Source organism: Bacillus sp. UNC438CL73TsuS30, assembly GCF_000482325.1.
Lineage (GTDB): Bacteria > Bacillota > Bacilli > Bacillales > Cytobacillaceae > Neobacillus.
Genome location: NZ_AXVA01000012.1, coordinates 126,843 through 145,145 on the forward strand (window position 1 = coordinate 126,843; position 18,303 = coordinate 145,145).

Consider the following 18,303-nt stretch of genomic DNA (forward strand, 5'->3'; position numbering starts at 1 on the left):
TATATGACTATAGAATTCGATGCTCAAAAACTCGTATAATGGAAATACGAGTTTTTTTAATAGAAAGGAGTGACAAGATGCTTCAACAAGCTCTTCCAATATTAGAAACGTATTTCGGGTACAAATCCTTTCGTAAGGGGCAAGAGCAGGCGATCCGCTCTGTATTAGAAGGAAATAATACGATTTGTGTAATGCCGACTGGTGGTGGTAAATCGATTTGCTATCAAATCCCAGCAATGGTGCTTCCGGGAACGACCATCGTCATCTCACCGCTGATTTCCTTAATGAAAGACCAAGTCGATGCCCTTATCCAGGCAGGAATTCCTGCAACATTTATCAACAGTTCCCTAAGCTATAACGAAGCAAATGAGCGAATTCGGGACTCTAAACAGGGGAAATACAAGCTTTTATACATAGCACCTGAGCGCCTGGAATCTCAGGAATTCATTGAGGACCTTAAACAAATGGAAATTCCGTTAGTAGCTGTTGATGAAGCCCACTGTATTTCACAATGGGGACATGATTTCCGGCCGAGTTATCGCCATATACAACAAATGGTAAATAACCTTCCGCAGAAACCTATCGTCCTTGCTTTGACAGCAACAGCTACACCAAAAGTTCGCGAAGATATTTGCACACTGCTTAAAATTGATGAAGAGAACACGGTGATGACAGGTTTTGAACGGGAGAACCTTTCTTTTTCTGTTATTAAGGGACAGGATCGTTTTAAATTTCTCATTGATTATATTAAAAAGAATGAAAAGGAAGCCGGGATTATTTATGCCGCAACCAGGAAGAATGTCGACCAGCTTTATGAAAAATTAAAGAGAGAGAACATAGAGGTTGCACGGTACCATGCGGGGATGGGAGATGTGGAACGCGCCAAAGAGCAGGATCGATTTTTGGAGGATAAAGCCTCCGTGATGGTTGCTACATCAGCATTTGGAATGGGAATAGATAAGAGTAATATAAGATACGTCCTCCATTTTCAGCTTCCCAAAAACATGGAAAGCTATTATCAAGAAGCCGGGCGTGCAGGACGAGACGGTCTTGATAGTGAATGTATTCTTCTGCATTCCTCACAGGATGTGCAAATTCAGCGCTTCCTGATTGACCAATCCAGTGACCGAAGCCGAATGACGCAGGAATTAGAAAAACTGCAGCAGATGGTTGATTACTGCCACACCGAAAACTGTTTACAGGAATTTATTTTGCATTATTTCGGGGAAACCGAAACTAAAACCTGCGGCAGATGCGGAAATTGCTTAGATTCCCGTTCAAGTGTGGATGTTACGAAGGAAGCGCAAATGGTGCTGTCTTGTATGATCCGAATGGGACAGCGCTTCGGAAAAACGCTTATCTCACAAGTGTTAACAGGCTCGAAGAATAAAAAAGTAACCGATATGGGCTTTAACACGCTCTCTACATTTGGAATCATGAAGGACCAAAGTGCGAAGGATGTCGGTGATTTCATAGAGTTTCTGATTTCTCAAGATTTAATTGCCATTGAACAAGGAACCTTTCCGACACTTTATGTTCCGCCAAAAGGCAAAGAGGTTCTTTTGGGAAAACATCAAGTTCATCGCAGGGAAATTGTTACCGTCAAACAAGTATCCAAGAGCGACCCATTATTTGAAGTATTACGTGAGGTTAGAAGAAAAATTGCTGAAGCGGAGAAAGTACCTCCGTTTGTGATTTTTTCAGATGCAGCGTTAAAGGATATGTGTGCAAAACAGCCGAAATCTAGTGATGCCTTTTTACAGGTTAGCGGTGTTGGTGAAATGAAGCTGCAAAAGTATGGTCTCGATTTTATTCAGGCAATTCGCGAGTTTTGCGAGGCCAATCCTGAATACCAAAGTGAGCTAACATCCGAAAAGCAGCCGGCAAAAAAGCCTGCGAAAAAAGCGGTAGGGGACTCCCATTTAGAAACCCTCAAGCTTTATCAAAACAACCTTTCCATAAAGGAAATTGCAAAACAGCGGGATTTATCCTTAAGTACCGTTGAAAACCATTTAATCCAATGTGCTCAGCAAGGGCTTGGAGTTGATTTTTCAACCATTATTCCTTCTAAATATATACCATTATTGGAAAAAGCAGTTGAAGAAGCTGGACCAGAACGCTTAAAGCCGATTAAGGAGCTTCTACCGGACGAAGTAAGCTATTTCATGATTAAGGGCTATCTTTATTTCATGAGTAAAGAAAAATAATCATATAGCTTTTTGTCGATATTTCCCGGGAATTTGAAAATAATGTAGATTTGAGGGGCTGCAAAAATTATCGTTTGCGGCCTTTTGGGTCATGGTTTTCTTGCTAAGAGAATATCTTATGTTAGAATGGGAAAGGTTTTGAAAGACTGATAGTAAGGAGATTTATCATGCCAAATATGAAGAAAATCACCCCATTGTTTGATCCGTGGGAAGCCTATTTAGATGTTGAGCAACATGGAAAACTTCAATTAAGTAATATTGAATTCACAACAACGACCCTTTGTAATATGCGCTGCGAGCATTGTGCAGTTGGATATACCTTACAGACAAAGGATCCAGAGGCACTTCCGCTTGAATTGCTCCTGCAACGGTTAGAGGAAATTCCGATGTTAAGATCGCTTAGTATCACTGGCGGTGAGCCGATGCTTTCCCTTTCCTCGGTAAAAAATTATGTAGTGCCAATTTTAAAATATGCTCATGAGCGTGGTGTTCGGACACAAATTAATTCCAATCTAACCCTTGAATTGGATCGATATGAAATGATTGTTCCGTACTTGGATGTTTTACATATATCACACAACTGGGGAACCGTGGATGATTTTGTCGAGGGCGGTTTTGCCAGAATGGAGAAGAAACCGAATTATAAACAACGAGAAAAATATTTTGAAAGAATGATTGAAAATAGCCGAGAATTGGTGAAGGCGGGTGTAATGGTTTCGGCGGAAACGATGCTGAATAAGCGGACATTACCGTATTTGGAAAAAATCCATCGGCAAATTGTCGATGAAATGCTCTGTCAGCGCGTTGAGGTTCACCCGATGTACCCCAGCGATTTTGCCAGCAGCCTTGAGACATTAACGCTGGACGAAATTCGAGGGGCGATTCATCATTTACTGGATGTTAGAGATGAAAATGTGTGGATGCTGTTTGGGACGCTGCCATTCTATCCTTGCAGCCAAAACCAAGAAGATTTAGATCTTTTGAGACGTTTATATGAAAGTAAAAATGTAACTGTCAGAAATGATCCTGATGGTCGTTCACGTCTAAATGTAAACATTTTTAACGGTGATATTATTGTCACAGATTTTGGCGATACCCCGGCGCTTGGTAATATTCAAACGACAAGGCTTGAGGATGCTTATCAAGCCTGGCAAGCTTCGAGTATCGCAAATGAATTAAATTGTCACTGTCCGGCTGTTTCATGCCTTGGTCCGAATATCTTAGTGAAAAACAGTTATTATAAAGAACTTGATTTTACTACTTTAGAAGCGAAAATTGCAAAGTAGCTAAATGAGAAGGCCGCATGTTCAACATGCGGCCTATGCTGTATGCTTTAAAAACTTTGGCTGATAGTGGACAGCGGCAAATAAAATCAACCCACTAATAATAAGTAAGGCGCTTGTACTGATGAATACGGCGGAATATCCAAAGGTTCCGGAAATAAAACCACCGAGCATCGGGCCAATAATATTTCCAAAAAAACGAAAGCTTGTATTATAACCAAGCACTTCTCCTTGCATTGCAATTGGTGCCTCCTGCCGGATATAAGCAATTCGGGTCGGAACAACGCCGCCGATCAAAACGCCAAGAACAAAACGGATGATAACCAGCTGCCAAAATTGTGTGACAGCCGCCCCTGGTAAATAAATTAACCCTGCCGCCAAGAGGAGGATGATTAAGATTTTCGTATATCCGTACTTGTCCGAGATTTTCCCCCATTTTTTCGTCATCATTAAGTTTCCTAGGCCAGCAGCGGAGAAGGCAATACCTGAATACAATGCGACATTTGTTTTTCCATGCAGGTCACTGACAAATAAAGAGAGAATCGGCTGAACACTAAAATGAGCAATCTGTTCAAGCGATGAAAGTAATATAACCGTAAGAAAAACAGGATTTTTTACGATATGCATTAAAACCTCTTTACTTGAGTAATGAGATTTCGTGCTTTTGCTGGTTTCAATCCGGAACTCTTTGGTGAAAATAACCAACAGGGCTGATATGAAAATGGAGATGGATGTCCATTTAAAGGAGGTTGCATATCCAAGTGAATCCGCTAGAACGCCCCCAAGCATGGGACCTAATAACGAGCCGGTAATACTGCCTGTCTGAAGTGTCCCCAATACTCTTCCAGCTATTTTTTTCGGAGTTTGTGTTGAAATGTATGCCTGGGACATGGAAATAAAACCAGAGAAAAACCCCATGAAGAAGCGAAGCATAAATAATTGAAAAACAGATTGAGCAAACCCCATTAGTAAGATGGAGGTTCCCATACCTACTCCAGAATAAATGAGAATTTTCTTCCTGCCAAACCGATCGCCAACTTTCCCCCAAATAGGCGAAAAAATAAAAGCGGACACAAAGGTGATTCCAAAAGTTAATCCAGACCAGTGTTGTACATACCTTTCTGAAAAGTTCCCCATCGACTCAATATATAGTGAAATAAAAGGCAGCACCATCGTCATACTGCCGCCAACAAAAAAGTTGGCAAACCACATAATCCTTAGGTTTCGCTTTGCACTTTCCTGTTGATACACGATAAATAGCACTTCTTTCTAAATATATTTCGTTTATCTAAATATTATAGTGCCGAATTGAATTTTATTACAATGAAAGTTTCATTAGAAAAAGTTAAAGTTATTCTATTAGAAATATTCAAAACACTATTGACAATTTGATAATAGGAGTTAAAATAAGCTTATTATAAAAACTAGATTCATATAATATTGCGTTCTCTTATCAAGAGTGGCAGAGGGACTGGCCCGATGATGCCCAGCAACCGTTCCTAATCGGAATTGGTGCTAAATCCTGCAAAACAATTATTTGTTTTGAAAGATAAGAGAGGAGAAATCTCTTTTTACTAGTGATTTAAACCTCTCTTTTCAGAGAGGTTTTTTTATTTTTAAAAAAGGGACCCTCCATCTTGGTATAAGACAGCAATAGAAAAAGGGGGAGCATTTCGATGAGGAAAAATCTATTAAAAAGCACACTCGTTTCAGCACTTACAGCCACACTATTATTATCAGGCTGTGCTTCGGGAGGTACGACAAAGCAAGCAAGCGAAGACAAAAATGTTTCATTAAAAGGTGTACCAGCTGCGTATGCGAAGGGAAATCATTTTAAAATTAAAGTCATCCGTAAAATCGGAGGAGACGATCATACAGCACAATTTTTAGCTGGTGCCAAGCAAGAAGGGGAAGCACTTGGCTTCCAAGTCGATGTATTTACCGCTAATGGCGATACTGCTAAATTCCATGATGCGATTAACCAAGCATTGGACCAAAACTATGATGGTTACATTATTTCTCATGGAGATGATGATGCAACGGTCAATGATGTGAAGAAGATTGTTGAAAAAGGGAAAAGCGTCGTTACCTTCGACTCAAATCCAAAAATAGCGGATGTGGATGGTGTCACGTTAACTTCTCAAGATGATGAAAAGCTAGCACAATTAACCCTCGATCAATTAGTAAAAGAAACAAACGGAAAAGCCAATATTGCCTATCTTTGGGTAGACGGATTCCCAGCAATGGTTAGAAGAAATAAGATTTATCAAGATGTTCTTAAGAAAAATCCTGGTATTAAAGAAGTGGACCGTTTTGGTGTAGCGGCTGCTGATACAAGTGTCCAAACGCAAAATGCGGTTGCCGCAATGTTAAATAAATATCCAAAAGGTAAATTAGATGCGATTTTTGCCACATGGGATGCCTTTGCGATTGGTGCTGCACGTGCTCTTAAAGAAGCAGGACGTGAAGAAGTGAAAATCTATGGAATTGATGTTTCAAACTCCGATTTACAAGAAATTCAGCGTCAAGGCAGTGCTTGGAAATATACGGCTGCCGTTGACCCTAAATTGATTGGTGCAGTCGATATGAGAATTTTAGCTAAAAAACTAGCAAAAGAGGATACACCAAAAACATATGACCTTGAAGCATCGCTAGTATCACAAAGTGATCTGCAAAAGTCCAAGCAGCCTGTAAATATGGTAAATCTTGTAGAAATCATCCCAGGATGGGGTCAATCTACTGCATTTGAAGAGGATTGGATGAAGACATTAAAAGATCATTACAAGAAATAATGCAGTTTTGATCACACTCTCTTTTTCAGATGATGAAGAGAGTGTTTTCTTGAAAGGGGGAGACCATTTTGGCGAAGACAACACTAGAAATGAAAGACATATCAATTGAGTTCCCCGGGGTAAAAGCATTAAATCATGTTCATTTTTCACTGGAAACAGGAAAAGTCCATGCTTTGATCGGGGCGAATGGGGCCGGTAAGTCAACTTTAATGAAGGTTCTATCCGGTGCTTACAGCCACTATACAGGTGAAATAGCGATGAATGGCCAGAAGCAGGACATTCGCTCGCCGAAAAAAGCACAGGATGCGGGAATTCAAATAGTCTATCAGGAAGTAGATACTGCACTTATCTCCTACTTAACAGTTGCCGAAAATATTATGTTGCTTGAAACGGTTCACAGCATGGGGAAAAAGCAGTTGATTAAATGGAAAGAGCTCCATGAAAAAGCGGCTGCAATATTAGCAGGCATGAATATTGAAATTTCCACCAAAAAGCTAGTAAGCGAACTGACACTTGCGGAAAAGCAAATGGTTCTAATAGCACGAGCGATCTCCCAGCAATGTGAATTTTTGATTTTAGACGAGCCGACAGCACCATTAAGCCATACTGAAACAACAGAGCTGTTCCGAATTATCCGAGATCTGCAAAAACAAAATGTCGGGATTATTTTTATCTCCCACCGCCTTCCGGAAATATTTGAAATCTGCGATGAAATTACGATTATGAGAAATGGCCAATGGGTCGCAACCGAAAGAATAGCGGATACCACGCAAAATAAGGTGGTGGAGAAGATGCTGGGTCAAAAATTGGAGGAGCAGTTCCCCGAATTGCATACTCAAATTGGAAACACTGTTCTTGAGGTAAACAGCCTTTCAGACCAAGATAAAATACGCGATTTATCACTACACGTCAAATCGGGAGAAATTGTTGGGATTGCCGGTTTAGTAGGGGCAGGAAAAACCGAGCTGTGTAAGGCGTTGTTTGGTTCGGAAAAATTGACAACGGGTGAAATTATTTTACATGGCAAAAAGCTGAAATTGCGCAATCCACATGATGCAGTGGTAAATGGAGTAGCGTTAGTGCCGGAGGAAAGGCGCAAAGAGGGGATTCTAGTCCTTGAGTCCGTTGAAACGAATTTAACGGCTGCAAATTTAAACCGATTTATGAAAGTATTTGGTTTTGTTGATCGAAAAAAAGAGAAGGAAAATGCTAAACAATTCATCCATCGTCTTGGGATTAAAACACCATCAGAGGAAACCAAGGTTCAAAATCTTTCTGGGGGGAATCAGCAAAAAGTTGCGATTGGTAAATGGCTTGTTGCTGAAGCAGATGTTTATATTTTTGACGAACCAACTAAAGGGGTAGATGTCGGGGCAAAGAAGGATATCTTCGATTTAATTGCGGAATTGGCGAAACGCGGGAAAGCCATCCTTTATGCAACATCAGAGTTATCTGAAATCATCGGCATTACGAATCGGGTCTATTGTTTATATGATGGACTGGCGGTAAAAGAATTGGAAACAAAATCAACAACAGAAGAAGAGCTTTTATTCTATTCAACAGGAGGCAGGTAATAATGGAAGCAAAAATACAATCAAAGCCACAAGAGAAAAAAACATTTGACCTGTTTCAGTTTTTTTATAAATATGGAACAATCATCACGATTGTTGCCTTAATCATTATTTTTTCGGCAGCTAACTCCAATTTTATTCAAGGAAGCAATATCGTTAATATCCTTCGGTCGATTTCAATTGTGACGATTATTGCGATTGGGATCACAATCTCGTTATCTGTTGATGGGTTCGACTTATCGGTTGGGTCCGTCGCATCGCTTTCCAATGCTATCGTGATTTCGATGTTTGTTTGGTTTTCACAAAATACATTGGTTGCGATTATCTCTGCAATTGCCGCTTCTATTGTGGTCGGAGCCGTTAATTCCTTCATGATTGTCAAAATGCGGATTCCGGATATGCTGATGACGTTGGCAACAATGTTTATCATTCAAGGGACAGCGTTATCCTATACAAAAGGGGCAACCGTTTCGCAAAACATGGTGATGCCGGATGGTACAATGGCAGAAGGTCTCATTAGTCCATTTTTTGCAAAAATTGGTGAGGTTCCGTGGATCATTATTATCATGGCGGTGGCGGTTTTAGTTGTTCATATTTTTTTAAACTATACGAAACATGGACGCTACATGTATGTAATTGGCGGGAATAAGGAGGCAGCAAGGCTTTCAGGGATTCCGGTTAATAAGTATAAGGTGGCAGCCTACCTGCTTTCAGCTCTTTTTGCTTCGATTGGCGGGATTGTGCTTGCCTCTCGAGTCATGACATCGGAGATTAATTCCGGGGCTCCGTATTTGATGGACTCGGTTGCTGCAGCATTTATTGGATTTTCTGTTCTTGGTGCAGGGAAAGCGAATGCCTTTGGAACTTTTATCGGAGCTGTTTTGATTGGGATTCTTCAAAACGGACTCGTGATGTTGTCTGTTCCTTATTATGCAATGGATATTGTAAAAGGAACTGTGTTAGCTTTCGCGCTAGCAATTACGTACTATAAGCAAAAAGCATAGATGATTGTATTTGACCTTTTCGTGTTGGCGAAGAGGTCTTATTTTTTTATAAATTGGCACAATAAGGGGATAGGAGGGATTGTTGTGGAAAACTATGAGGTGTTTTTGCGCAGTAAAAACTGGATTGACAATGATTTGGATGCAAGGTACATCAATGTAAACCATCCCTATGCCATTTTAGTTTCCGGTGAGGAAGGCCAGGTTACCTTAAGAGGGAATACAGGTGATGATAACGGACAGAACGGGGAAGAGATTTTCAGCTTCAATTCTTTGAGAGAGCTCCAGGAATGGTTTGAAAACAATATTGGCGAGTGATTTTTCTACTGGGAAAAGCCGCTGGTGTTGCAAGGGGTCGATGAAGGCCGAAATGTTGAAGAAAAGATGAAAACTGTCCTTTATAAGAGGGATGAAGGACGAAATTGTTGGAGAAATAGTGAAAACGTCTTTCATAAGAGGGATGAAGGCCGAAATTGTTGAAGAAAAGGTGAAAACGTCTTTCATGGGGTTGATGAAGGACGAAATTGTTGGAGAAATGGCGAAAACTGTCCTTCATAAGAGGAATGAAGGCCGAAATTGTTGAAAAAATGGTGAAAACGTCTTTCATAAGAATTGAAGATTGCTTATTCACTTAATTTTGATTTAAACTGTAATTTATCTGAATGTTAAAGGATAAATGGAGAGATTGAATGGAAAATCAAGCATCACAAACCTATGAAATTATGGAAGTATGTCTTCTTGCAGGGAAAATCATGCTTCAGAGCGGCGGGGAGACGTACCGGGTAGAAGATACCATGATGCGAATTGCCGCTGCCTTTGGAATAGAAAATTCACATAGTTATGTAACGCCAACAGGGATCATTTTTTCAGCAGAAGGATCAGAACCTACGAAGACGAAACTTATTCGGATCTCTGAACGATCCACTGATTTAAAAAAAGTCGCGATGGTCAACAGTATTTCACGCAGAATAAGCAGCGGGGAAGTCAGCCCAAAAGAAGCACTGAAATTATTAAAGGAACTTAACTCGTTAACCTTGACGTTTCCGTTCATGGTTCAAGTGGCAGCGGCTTCCTTGGCAAGCGGCTGTTTTATGATTATGTTTAACGGGGGTTGGAATGATTTCATCCCGGCGATGATCTCAGGCGGTCTTGGCTATTTAAGCAATATTTACTTTCACCGTTTTGTACCCATTAGATTCTTTTCTGAGTTCCTGGCTTCCTTTGTAATAGGTCTGCTGTCCTTCTTATTTGTAAAATTAGGAATCGGTCATGAGTTGGATAAAATAATCATTGGCTCCGTTATGACCTTGGTTCCGGGACTATTAATTACTAATGCGATTAGAGATTTGATGGCCGGTCATTTAGTATCAGGTCTATCAAAAGGGGCGGAAGCATTTCTAACTGCCTTTGCTATCGGATCAGGTATTGCAATCGTCCTGTCATTTTTATAAAAACAAGGAGGGCAGAGGATGAATATTTTAGCTCAATTAATTACGAGTTTTATTGCGACAGGTGCCTTTGGAATTATCTTTAATGCTCCCAAAAATACGTTAATTAAATGTGGTCTGATTGGCATGGGAGGCTGGCTTATTTACTATGTCATAGAAGATTATTTTGGAGATGCAGTTTTAGCGACTTGGATTGCAACAATATTTATTGCCGTGGTGAGTCATGTACTTGCGAAATTTTACAAGACCCCCGTGATTATTTTCAGCGTAGCCGGGATTATTCCTCTCGTTCCCGGAGGACTTGCTTATGATGCAATGCGTAATTTTGTGGAAAATGATTATAACCAGGCTTTGGGAAATGCAGCCAATGTATTGATGCTTTCAGGAGCAATTGCTTTTGGGTTGATTTTTTCAGAAGTACTAAACCAGGTAATTCGAAAAATAAAACTTCAAAGGATGAAGCTTCGAGGATAAATTCTTTTGCTATAAAAATGGCAAAGGCAGAGGACGAATGCCCTCTGCCTTTTTTGCTTTAACCCGCTGTGGGGTTGTTATCGTAACTTGTGAATGGTTGCCAATGATATCAGCCATCGCAAGGTAAAAATTTATTGAGATATGATTGTTTTTATATACCAATTGCCGCGGTTACTGTTCCACTGATGGTTTTCCCTAAACGACGTAAGCCCTACCTCTCTTACATCCTTACGGCTCCGAAGCCGATCCAGTGTGAATAGTTTCTATTAAAACATAAGTAGAATGCCAGAAAAAATTCTTACATTGCGTTCTTTTCTAAATTCCAAGTTACATAATTTGTAAAGCACAAGACATTATTTTACAGGTGAAAGTTGTTTTTGTCAAATATAAATTTGAAAAAGGCTGCTGAACCGTTATTCAGCCTTACTATGGGAAAGGATTCCTGTCTTAATAATGACCCAATAACTGAGCACAATCACCCCAATTAGGCCGAGGCTAATAAAGACTCCCATTCTTTGTGTGGCATGAAGAAGACCACCTGAGACTGCTATAATGATTAAGGCAATTCCTAAATAGGAGGTAAATGGATATCCAAACATTTTAAATGTGTTTGAAGTATCGCTTTTCCTCAATTTAATCTGGGAAGAAAGAATAATCGTCCAGTTTAAAATCAGCATCACACCTGCGGCCGTTGTAATGTACTCGTATATTTTTCCCGGTAAAATAAACGATAAACCAAGAGAGGCGGCTAAAGCAATGCCGGTTAAAAACAATGCTTTCACCGGAGTACCTCGCCCGTTTTTCTTTGCCAATCCTTTCGGTGCATCGCCATCCTGAGCAAGAGAGATCAAGATATTGGTCACGGAAAAAAGTGCACCAATCATGGTTGAAAATGCAGCACTAATAATAATGAAATTGAGAATGGTATCAATAAAGGGAATATGAAAAACGGATAAGGAAGTAACAAAAGGGCTTTTCAATTCATTGATTTTCGTCCACGAAACCATATAAAGGACAAAGAAAATCGATAAAATATATACAGATACTAGGGCGATCAGCATGCTGCTGCCGGCCTTTGGCACTTCTTTGCGATTTTTCAATTCATTTGATGCAATTCCCATGATCTCTATTCCGCCAAAAGAGAAAAAAACAAAAATTAAAGCAGACCACATTCCTTTCATTCCTGTTGGCAGCATATGATGAAAGTCTGTAAAACCACTTAATGTAGTCGTTGGTGGAGAGATAAAATGAAATAACAGAAAAACACCAAAAAGAATGAAAATCACGAGCGTAGATAATTTAATCATCGCAAATGTAGATTCAATTTTTCCAAAGTTTTTAACCCCTAATAAATTGATTCCGAAGGCAATAACCACATAGGCAACGGTAAAAATCCACAAGGCTATGTGGGGAAACCAAAAACGGGTGAAGGTTCCAAGCGCGACTGCCTCACTTGACATAATAAACACGCCAGATAGCCAATACATCCATCCCGAAATAAACCCCATTGAGTTCCCGAAAGCATTTTTCGCGTAGGTACGAAACGAGCCAGGCTGAGGGTCCCTGACGGTCATTTCTGCAAGCGCGCTAAAAACAAAAAAGGCCGTAAACCCAGCAATTAGGTAATTAAATAAAATGGAAGGACCGGCTGTTTTAATGGATAGACCCGTTCCAAGAAAAAAACCAGCTCCGATGACCGAACCGATTCCAAGAAGAGAAAGCTGCCACCAAGCGAGTACAGAGGATTTTCCCTTTTCCTGATTTTCTAATTTTTTATGGGCAACCGTCTGCTTTATCACCTGATCATTGTGCATATAAACTCCCCTTTCTGACATCATATTTCGCTGATAGCATTCCCTGAATGAGGCTTTTCATGAAAGGAATAAGCTTTTAGGAATGAACTATATTTTGTATATACCCAAAAATTTTCCCCTAAAGCGACTTAGGAGAGATCCTTTTTAAAAATAAAAACCAGGGCAAGATTTTCCAATGGTATAATATTATTAGAAAAATAAGGAAAGTGGGTTGGTTATAAAAATCCTCGAGGAAGGTAGAAATGTTTCTTTTTGTAGGGGGAAAGGAGGGGACACATGCTGTTTTTTCGAAGGCTGTTTCTAACAGCTTCCCGGTATCGATACCGGACTGTCCTTATTTTTACTATTCTTTTTATTTTTATTAATGCTGAAGTTATGCGGGTTATTGAGCCTAAAACCTTTGAAAATACTTTGCACGCCGTATGGTGGATTTTAACAACGATGACCACTGTCGGGTATGGGGATGTGTATCCGTCTACCCCATTAGGGAGAATCTGGGCAATGGTGATTGTGTATACGGCGGGTATTGGTATATTTGGAACGGTGATTGGGATGATTGTCGATAGCTTATCGCAAATCAAAAAAATGAAGGAGGAAGGAAGAATGGCATTCAGAGGGGAGGATCATTTCGTGATTATTGGCTGGACAACAAAAAGTAAGAATACTATCCAAGAACTTTTTCTAGGCGGACCTAAAACGGAGATTGTCCTGGTTGATGAGCTAGAGAAAACACCATATGAACATGAACGGTTTCATTATATTCAAGGAAGTCCTACGGATGAAGAGACATTAAGAAAAGCGAAGATTGAAAAGTCGAAAGCTGTCTTGTTGTTTGCTCCGGATGGGATTACGAATCCGGATTTGGCTGATGGGAAAACCTTGCTTGTTGCATCTTCCATTGAACGATATGATGAGGGCACGGAAAAAAATATTTATACGATTGCAGAGATTTTGAATGAAAAGCATGTGGGCAATTTTAAACATGTCAAAATTGATGAAATTATTTTATCTCATGAATCGGTCTCTAATTTGATGGCGAAGTCTGCTCAGAATAAGGGAGCAAGTCATCTGTTTACGCAATTGTTGAGCCGTCAAGACGGGGATGAAGGCAGTGATCTTTGGGAGATAGACGTTAAACCTGAATGGAAAACGTACGGTGAGGCATACGAGTCACTTAAGGAAGCGGGGGCACAGCTAATTGCTGATCGAAAGGATTTAAACATACTTAAAAAATGGAATGAACCGATTCCAAAAGAGGCCCAGTTTTTTGTGATTTGTGATCGAAAAACATTTCTAAAGCTTTAAAAAACAAACACATCTAGGGAAAAAGGGGAGTTCCAATTTTATTGATCTTTATAAGCTGGTCGATAAAAAGCTGCTGATTCCATCATTTAGGATCAAGAGGGTCCGCACTTATCAGTTGGGGATCAGGTTAAGCACCCGAGCTGATAAATAGACGGAAAAAATTCGCTTATTTTGTAATTATTATCAAAAAAGGCTTAAATAGACGGAGAAATTTCGCCTATTGACTCGAAAGATTCGAAAATGGGAGATTTTTCTTTGCATAATCGGAAAATCCTCCCTTATTTTCCTAAAAATTAGCCCCATTCCGCATTTAACCGAAAAATCTCCGCTTATTTTACTTTTGCTGGTTACTATGTTAAGGACAAGACATCTTATTTAAAAAGGAATGAGTTTTACTTTTATATATACCAATAACGATGCCCATACGACTGTCATTTCGACACGTATTTTAAGAAGAGTACCTCAAAACGGACCCCTTACATCTAGGGAAAGATGCGTTTATTTTTTAGTACGTCAAACACCCAGCAATCACAAGCCCGATTGAAACCGATAAAAACATCAAAAATAGCCCGACTGCTTGATTATCTTCTTCAATACTTTGCGTAACATTGAAACGGGGCGTAAGCCATTCCGCTAAATAAAACACAATAATCTGTGCCAATATTCCAACTGCACCCCACAAAGCCATATCCGTAAGGGAAATAGAATTGGCAACAGTTGAATATAGAACAATTGCAAGACCTAAGAGTCTTCCTCCGAGCACATAACTGGCTGCTTTATTTCCTTTTGCCATTAAGGAGAATTCCTTAACCTTCGTTGTGATTTCCATTAAAAATAGCCCCACCAGCAATAGAAGAAGTGAAACCGCTAAATAACTTAAAAAACTTACCATAAACAATCCCCCTAATTTTTAATTCCCACAGGTAAGAAATACGATTCATTCCCCGTGATTTTTCCGCCGGCGCGAATCCCGATGCTGCTCGGTTTACCGCCAATCAAGAAGGACCCAAACACATAAGAAAGTTCCTCCATGCCCTTTTCTGTTTCAAGAGTAACGGTTGGAAGCGGTACATACGCTTGGTAAATGGGCAGGTCTTCCACATAGGTTTGGAGAGAATTTTGAACTTTAACTGAAGAATTCTTCTCCCAAATTGTTACAGTGTCCCCTTCTCTTCCAAACGATGGTTTTTGGACAAACTCCTGTTTTCCAATAAAAGCGTCCGGTTCTAAATAGATAGGCAGCATATATTCTTTAACCCAGTATTGTTCTTCCTCGGTATAAAACGCTCTATTCTCGGCAAGTCCCCAAATTAAGCTTTGAATAGATTTAGGCTGAAGCAGAAAAGCCGAAACGGGGTTTAAAATGGCAATTTTTCCATTTTTGGCAAGTTGCAATAATTCAATTCCGACATAATCACCCGTTCTTGGATCACGGTCCTCCACCAAGTGTTCAAGGGGATAGGTTTGACGGTACAGAACATCGATTGTAATACCGTCAGAATCAAGTAAGGCATCTTCTGTTATACTAAGCTCAGACATTGGCAAAATCTTATTCTTAACTTGGCAAAGCCCACTTAAATATTGAGTTGTATTCCAATCCTCTATATGGTCGTCATGAGCGGTAAAGACAACATTTGCTGATGGATTCCCATTTGCTGCATCAAGCACTGCCCTCGTAATTCCGGAGGAAAGAAGATCTTCTTGTTTATGATTAGGATCATGATAACCGAATTCTGAGCAAACTTTTCCATTGATTTGAAAGCATTCAGCGATAAACGTCGGAGTATCACTATTGAACTCGAGCATTTTGAATCCATTTTTGGTTAAAACAAAATCAAATCTTCCGATAACAGTTTCAGGATAAAGACTCTTCATTCGAATAAATGGCAGACTGGAAGGTGGGAAACCAAGTGCGAGAAGCTGTTCATCGGTAAGAGTACGAAGAAGCTTAGCTGTTTTGAAAAAGATCTTCCCCATCCGTTCTGTTGCTTCACTAAGAAGCATGCGGGTTCGTTCTGTTATTTCAAAAATATGGTAGAGACTATATTCTCCCCCATACAGGTCTGACCAAAAGGAAGGAAATTTTGAATAAAATTGCTTTCGTTTTTCTTTATAAATGGACATGCTTACCCTCCAAATCCGCCCCTTGAACCGCTACCGAACCCGCCTTTAAAACTGGAGGAGGATTTATAAGATTTATAGGCAGATGATTTATGTAGGGCCGACTTGCTTTTAAAGAAACTACCCCCGTGGTAATAATGATGATAATAGCCTGAATGGGTATCATCACACCGCCAAACACCCTGGTTGTCGTCCCATTCCCAATCGGAACAACGATTATCATCCGGTTTAGGCGGCAGGTTCTGTGAACAACCGGATACCGTTCCAGCCACTAAAGAGGTAAGAACCCCCGTTATTAACCATTGTGTTTTTTTCACTGTCTCACCTCTTTTTTAATCTATTTTTATTATAGAGGGAATGATGAGGAAAACAATGGTAAAATTGAAACAAAAAAGAAAGAGGGATGAGGATGCGGCTGGAATATCGCCTTGACGACCAGGATTTGAATTATCCTGCATTATGGAGCTACCAGGACATACAGACAACAGAAGCTGTAGCAAGAATGACATGTGACTTTTTTGTTAAAGAAGGCCGGACGTATGCCGTTACGGCCACTGCCATGGATCCCGATGGTATGGCGGTTCTTTATGTTAAAAAAGAAGATTACGTAAACGAAGGAACAGAGCAGAACTATTCCTATATCGGTTTTGAGATTAGAGAACTTTGTCCATCGGGAACAAGGCTTATAGAAAGCAAGGGATTATGGGGACATGAAGAAGTGCTGTCCAGCCTGCATTCAGATTTTATTTATATTCAAAAGGATGGGATGTTTCTCGAATTTGCTTTGGATTCAAGAGAAATTGATGAAGACCGAAAATGCTATATTTACTATGGAAATTTTACTGGTAAGAGTCGTTAACCGCAAAAAAGTATACCTCATGTAAAAAATTTCTTCGTTTTAAAGGAATGGAGAAATTTTTGTCGAATACCTGAGAATACAGTTGGTTTTTGGGGGAATACGGCGATGCTGGCGGAAAAACTTCTTTTGAATTTGTTAATCACAATTGCACCTGTCCTAATTTATAGCGTTCTTTCAGACAAAAATAGTAAAATGAACTCTCCTATTCTTAGCGGTACGCTGCAAAGTCTAGTTGCCCTAACCTGTATGTTTTTTACACATGCAAACTATGGATTTCATTGGGACCTCCGTTACGTCCCTCTCGTTCTATCTTTTCTTTATGCGGGACCGAGAGCCGGTGTCATGGTTTTAGGGACCCTTGTTGTGACTCGAATCATTATGGGAGGAAACACCATTTATTTTGGGCTCGCCAATACGTTGTTAACTGCTTTACTATCATTTTTAGCTGCAAAAAGGTTTTGGAAATTATCTCCTAATAAAAGGGTGCTTATTTCAAGTGTAATTGGCTGTTGGCCCCTGTTGCTTTGCTTTGTTTCATTCAATACCTACCATTATTTTCAAGGGGCCCCACTCAAAATAGTTATTAATATTCCTGATATCATTCTTATCGGATTTATACATACTCTTGCCATTATCATCACTTCAAAGCTAAGTGAAAATGTGATTGAACGAAATAAAATGAGAGAGGAAATTATCCGGGCTGAAAAGTTAAATACGTTGGGAGAACTTGCTGCCTCTATTGCCCATGAGGTGAGGAATCCATTGACCGTTGTGAAGGGATTTTTACAATTGATGCAAAAAGAGGAACAGGGTAAAAATTATGAATACTTTTCCCTTGTTTTGAGTGAATTAGGACGTGCTGAATCAATCATTAATGATTATCTGAATTTCGCGAAACCTAAATTTGAAAAATTAGAAAGGTTTCAACTGGCAGATGTTCTCTCAGAAGTCGTTATGCTTTTAGATCCGCTTGCGGTAAAACAAGGGGTGACGCTTAAAAGTGAATATAACCAAACTGATTTCTCGCTGTTTACAGATCGGAATCAATTAAAGCAAGCGCTGGTTAATTTGATAAAGAATGCAATTGAAGCTACTCCAGAAGGAGGGAAGGTTACGATTCAGTTCAAGCATGATCATCAAAATGCTATTATTTTGATAACAGATACCGGCAAGGGAATGACACATGAGCAGCTATCAAGGATTGGAACCTTATTTTATACGACAAAGGATAAGGGGACTGGACTTGGTACATCTGTTTCATTACGAATTGTTGAAACCATGAATGGGAAGGTGTCCTACAAAAGTCAACCTGGAGTTGGCACCGAAGTAACGATGATACTGCCTGCAGGTAAAAAGGAAGTCGTAAATATATAAATAGTGTAACTGGCCCTTCATACGAATGGTCAGTTTTTTTATAACGAAAAAATT

General features: G+C 39.8%; 17 protein-coding genes and 1 riboswitch. Of the genes, 12 read left to right on the forward strand and 5 right to left on the reverse strand.

The features are described from left to right. Positions 1-77: 77 nt before the first annotated feature. Together recQ and yfkAB are read left to right on the forward strand one after the other, a co-directional pair. Positions 78-2,207, forward strand: coding sequence for a DNA helicase RecQ (gene recQ, locus M028_RS0106205; RefSeq protein WP_026573129.1), 2,130 nt, complete (start codon positions 78-80; stop codon positions 2,205-2,207). A gap of 167 nt (positions 2,208-2,374) precedes the next feature. Beyond that, positions 2,375-3,493, forward strand: a complete 1,119-nt coding sequence (gene yfkAB / locus M028_RS0106210; RefSeq protein WP_026573130.1) for a radical SAM/CxCxxxxC motif protein YfkAB — start codon at positions 2,375-2,377, stop codon at positions 3,491-3,493. Between the two features lie 33 nt (positions 3,494-3,526). Here yfkAB and M028_RS0106215 read toward each other — a convergent pair whose 3' ends face one another. Further along, the gene (locus M028_RS0106215; RefSeq protein ID WP_035423869.1) at positions 3,527-4,702 is read right to left on the reverse strand and encodes an MFS transporter; all 1,176 of its coding nucleotides are present in this window, start codon (positions 4,700-4,702) and stop codon (positions 3,527-3,529) included. A gap of 235 nt (positions 4,703-4,937) precedes the next feature. Then, a riboswitch (SAM riboswitch) is annotated at positions 4,938-5,046 on the forward strand. Between the two features lie 120 nt (positions 5,047-5,166). On the opposite strand from M028_RS0106215, the gene M028_RS0106220 reads away from it, so the two are divergent. The 7 genes from M028_RS0106220 (at position 5,167) to M028_RS0106250 (ending at position 10,776) form a co-directional block, all read left to right on the forward strand. Then, positions 5,167-6,282, forward strand: a complete 1,116-nt coding sequence (locus M028_RS0106220; protein WP_026573132.1) for a sugar ABC transporter substrate-binding protein — start codon at positions 5,167-5,169, stop codon at positions 6,280-6,282. Positions 6,283-6,371: 89 nt separating this feature from the next. Further along, complete coding sequence (locus M028_RS0106225) at positions 6,372-7,856, forward strand: sugar ABC transporter ATP-binding protein (protein WP_035423872.1); 1,485 nt, start codon at positions 6,372-6,374, stop codon at positions 7,854-7,856. A gap of 2 nt (positions 7,857-7,858) precedes the next feature. Further along, positions 7,859-8,857 (forward strand): ABC transporter permease, encoded by a 999-nt coding sequence (locus tag M028_RS0106230; RefSeq protein ID WP_026573134.1) that lies wholly within the window; start codon positions 7,859-7,861, stop codon positions 8,855-8,857. Positions 8,858-8,941: 84 nt separating this feature from the next. Next, positions 8,942-9,172, forward strand: a complete 231-nt coding sequence (locus tag M028_RS0106235; protein ID WP_026573135.1) for a hypothetical protein — start codon at positions 8,942-8,944, stop codon at positions 9,170-9,172. Between the two features lie 91 nt (positions 9,173-9,263). Further along, positions 9,264-9,437: a hypothetical protein gene (locus M028_RS32675; protein WP_155925487.1), complete on the forward strand. Its 174-nt coding sequence runs from the start codon at positions 9,264-9,266 to the stop codon at positions 9,435-9,437. Between the two features lie 106 nt (positions 9,438-9,543). Further along, on the forward strand, positions 9,544-10,305 hold the full coding sequence (locus tag M028_RS0106245; RefSeq protein WP_026573136.1) for a threonine/serine exporter family protein: 762 nt from the start codon (positions 9,544-9,546) through the stop codon (positions 10,303-10,305). 18 nt (positions 10,306-10,323) lie between these two features. After that, positions 10,324-10,776 (forward strand): threonine/serine exporter family protein, encoded by a 453-nt coding sequence (locus M028_RS0106250; RefSeq protein ID WP_026573137.1) that lies wholly within the window; start codon positions 10,324-10,326, stop codon positions 10,774-10,776. Positions 10,777-11,189: 413 nt separating this feature from the next. On the opposite strand, the gene M028_RS0106255 is transcribed toward M028_RS0106250, so the two are convergent. Beyond that, positions 11,190-12,590 (reverse strand): amino acid permease, encoded by a 1,401-nt coding sequence (locus tag M028_RS0106255; RefSeq protein ID WP_026573138.1) that lies wholly within the window; start codon positions 12,588-12,590, stop codon positions 11,190-11,192. Between the two features lie 276 nt (positions 12,591-12,866). On the opposite strand from M028_RS0106255, the gene M028_RS0106260 reads away from it, so the two are divergent. Then, a complete protein-coding gene (locus M028_RS0106260) occupies positions 12,867-13,895 on the forward strand; it encodes an ion channel (RefSeq protein ID WP_026573139.1) in 1,029 nt (342 codons plus the stop codon). Positions 13,896-14,400: 505 nt separating this feature from the next. Here M028_RS0106260 and M028_RS0106265 read toward each other — a convergent pair. Genes M028_RS0106265 through M028_RS0106275 form a run of 3 tightly spaced genes read right to left on the reverse strand, consistent with a single transcriptional unit; the run spans position 14,401 to position 16,333 of the window. Continuing rightward, a complete protein-coding gene (locus tag M028_RS0106265) occupies positions 14,401-14,787 on the reverse strand; it encodes a DUF350 domain-containing protein (RefSeq protein WP_026573140.1) in 387 nt (128 codons plus the stop codon). Positions 14,788-14,798: 11 nt separating this feature from the next. Beyond that, on the reverse strand, positions 14,799-16,019 hold the full coding sequence (locus M028_RS0106270; protein WP_026573141.1) for a glutathionylspermidine synthase family protein: 1,221 nt from the start codon (positions 16,017-16,019) through the stop codon (positions 14,799-14,801). Between the two features lie 2 nt (positions 16,020-16,021). Further along, positions 16,022-16,333, reverse strand: coding sequence for a hypothetical protein (locus tag M028_RS0106275; RefSeq protein WP_026573142.1), 312 nt, complete (start codon positions 16,331-16,333; stop codon positions 16,022-16,024). Between the two features lie 92 nt (positions 16,334-16,425). Between M028_RS0106275 and M028_RS0106280 the strand changes: the two genes are divergently transcribed. Next, positions 16,426-16,875, forward strand: a complete 450-nt coding sequence (locus M028_RS0106280) for a hypothetical protein (protein ID WP_026573143.1) — start codon at positions 16,426-16,428, stop codon at positions 16,873-16,875. Between the two features lie 105 nt (positions 16,876-16,980). After that, complete coding sequence (locus M028_RS0106285; RefSeq protein WP_026573144.1) at positions 16,981-18,249, forward strand: ATP-binding protein; 1,269 nt, start codon at positions 16,981-16,983, stop codon at positions 18,247-18,249. The last annotated feature ends 54 nt before the right edge of the window (positions 18,250-18,303 follow it).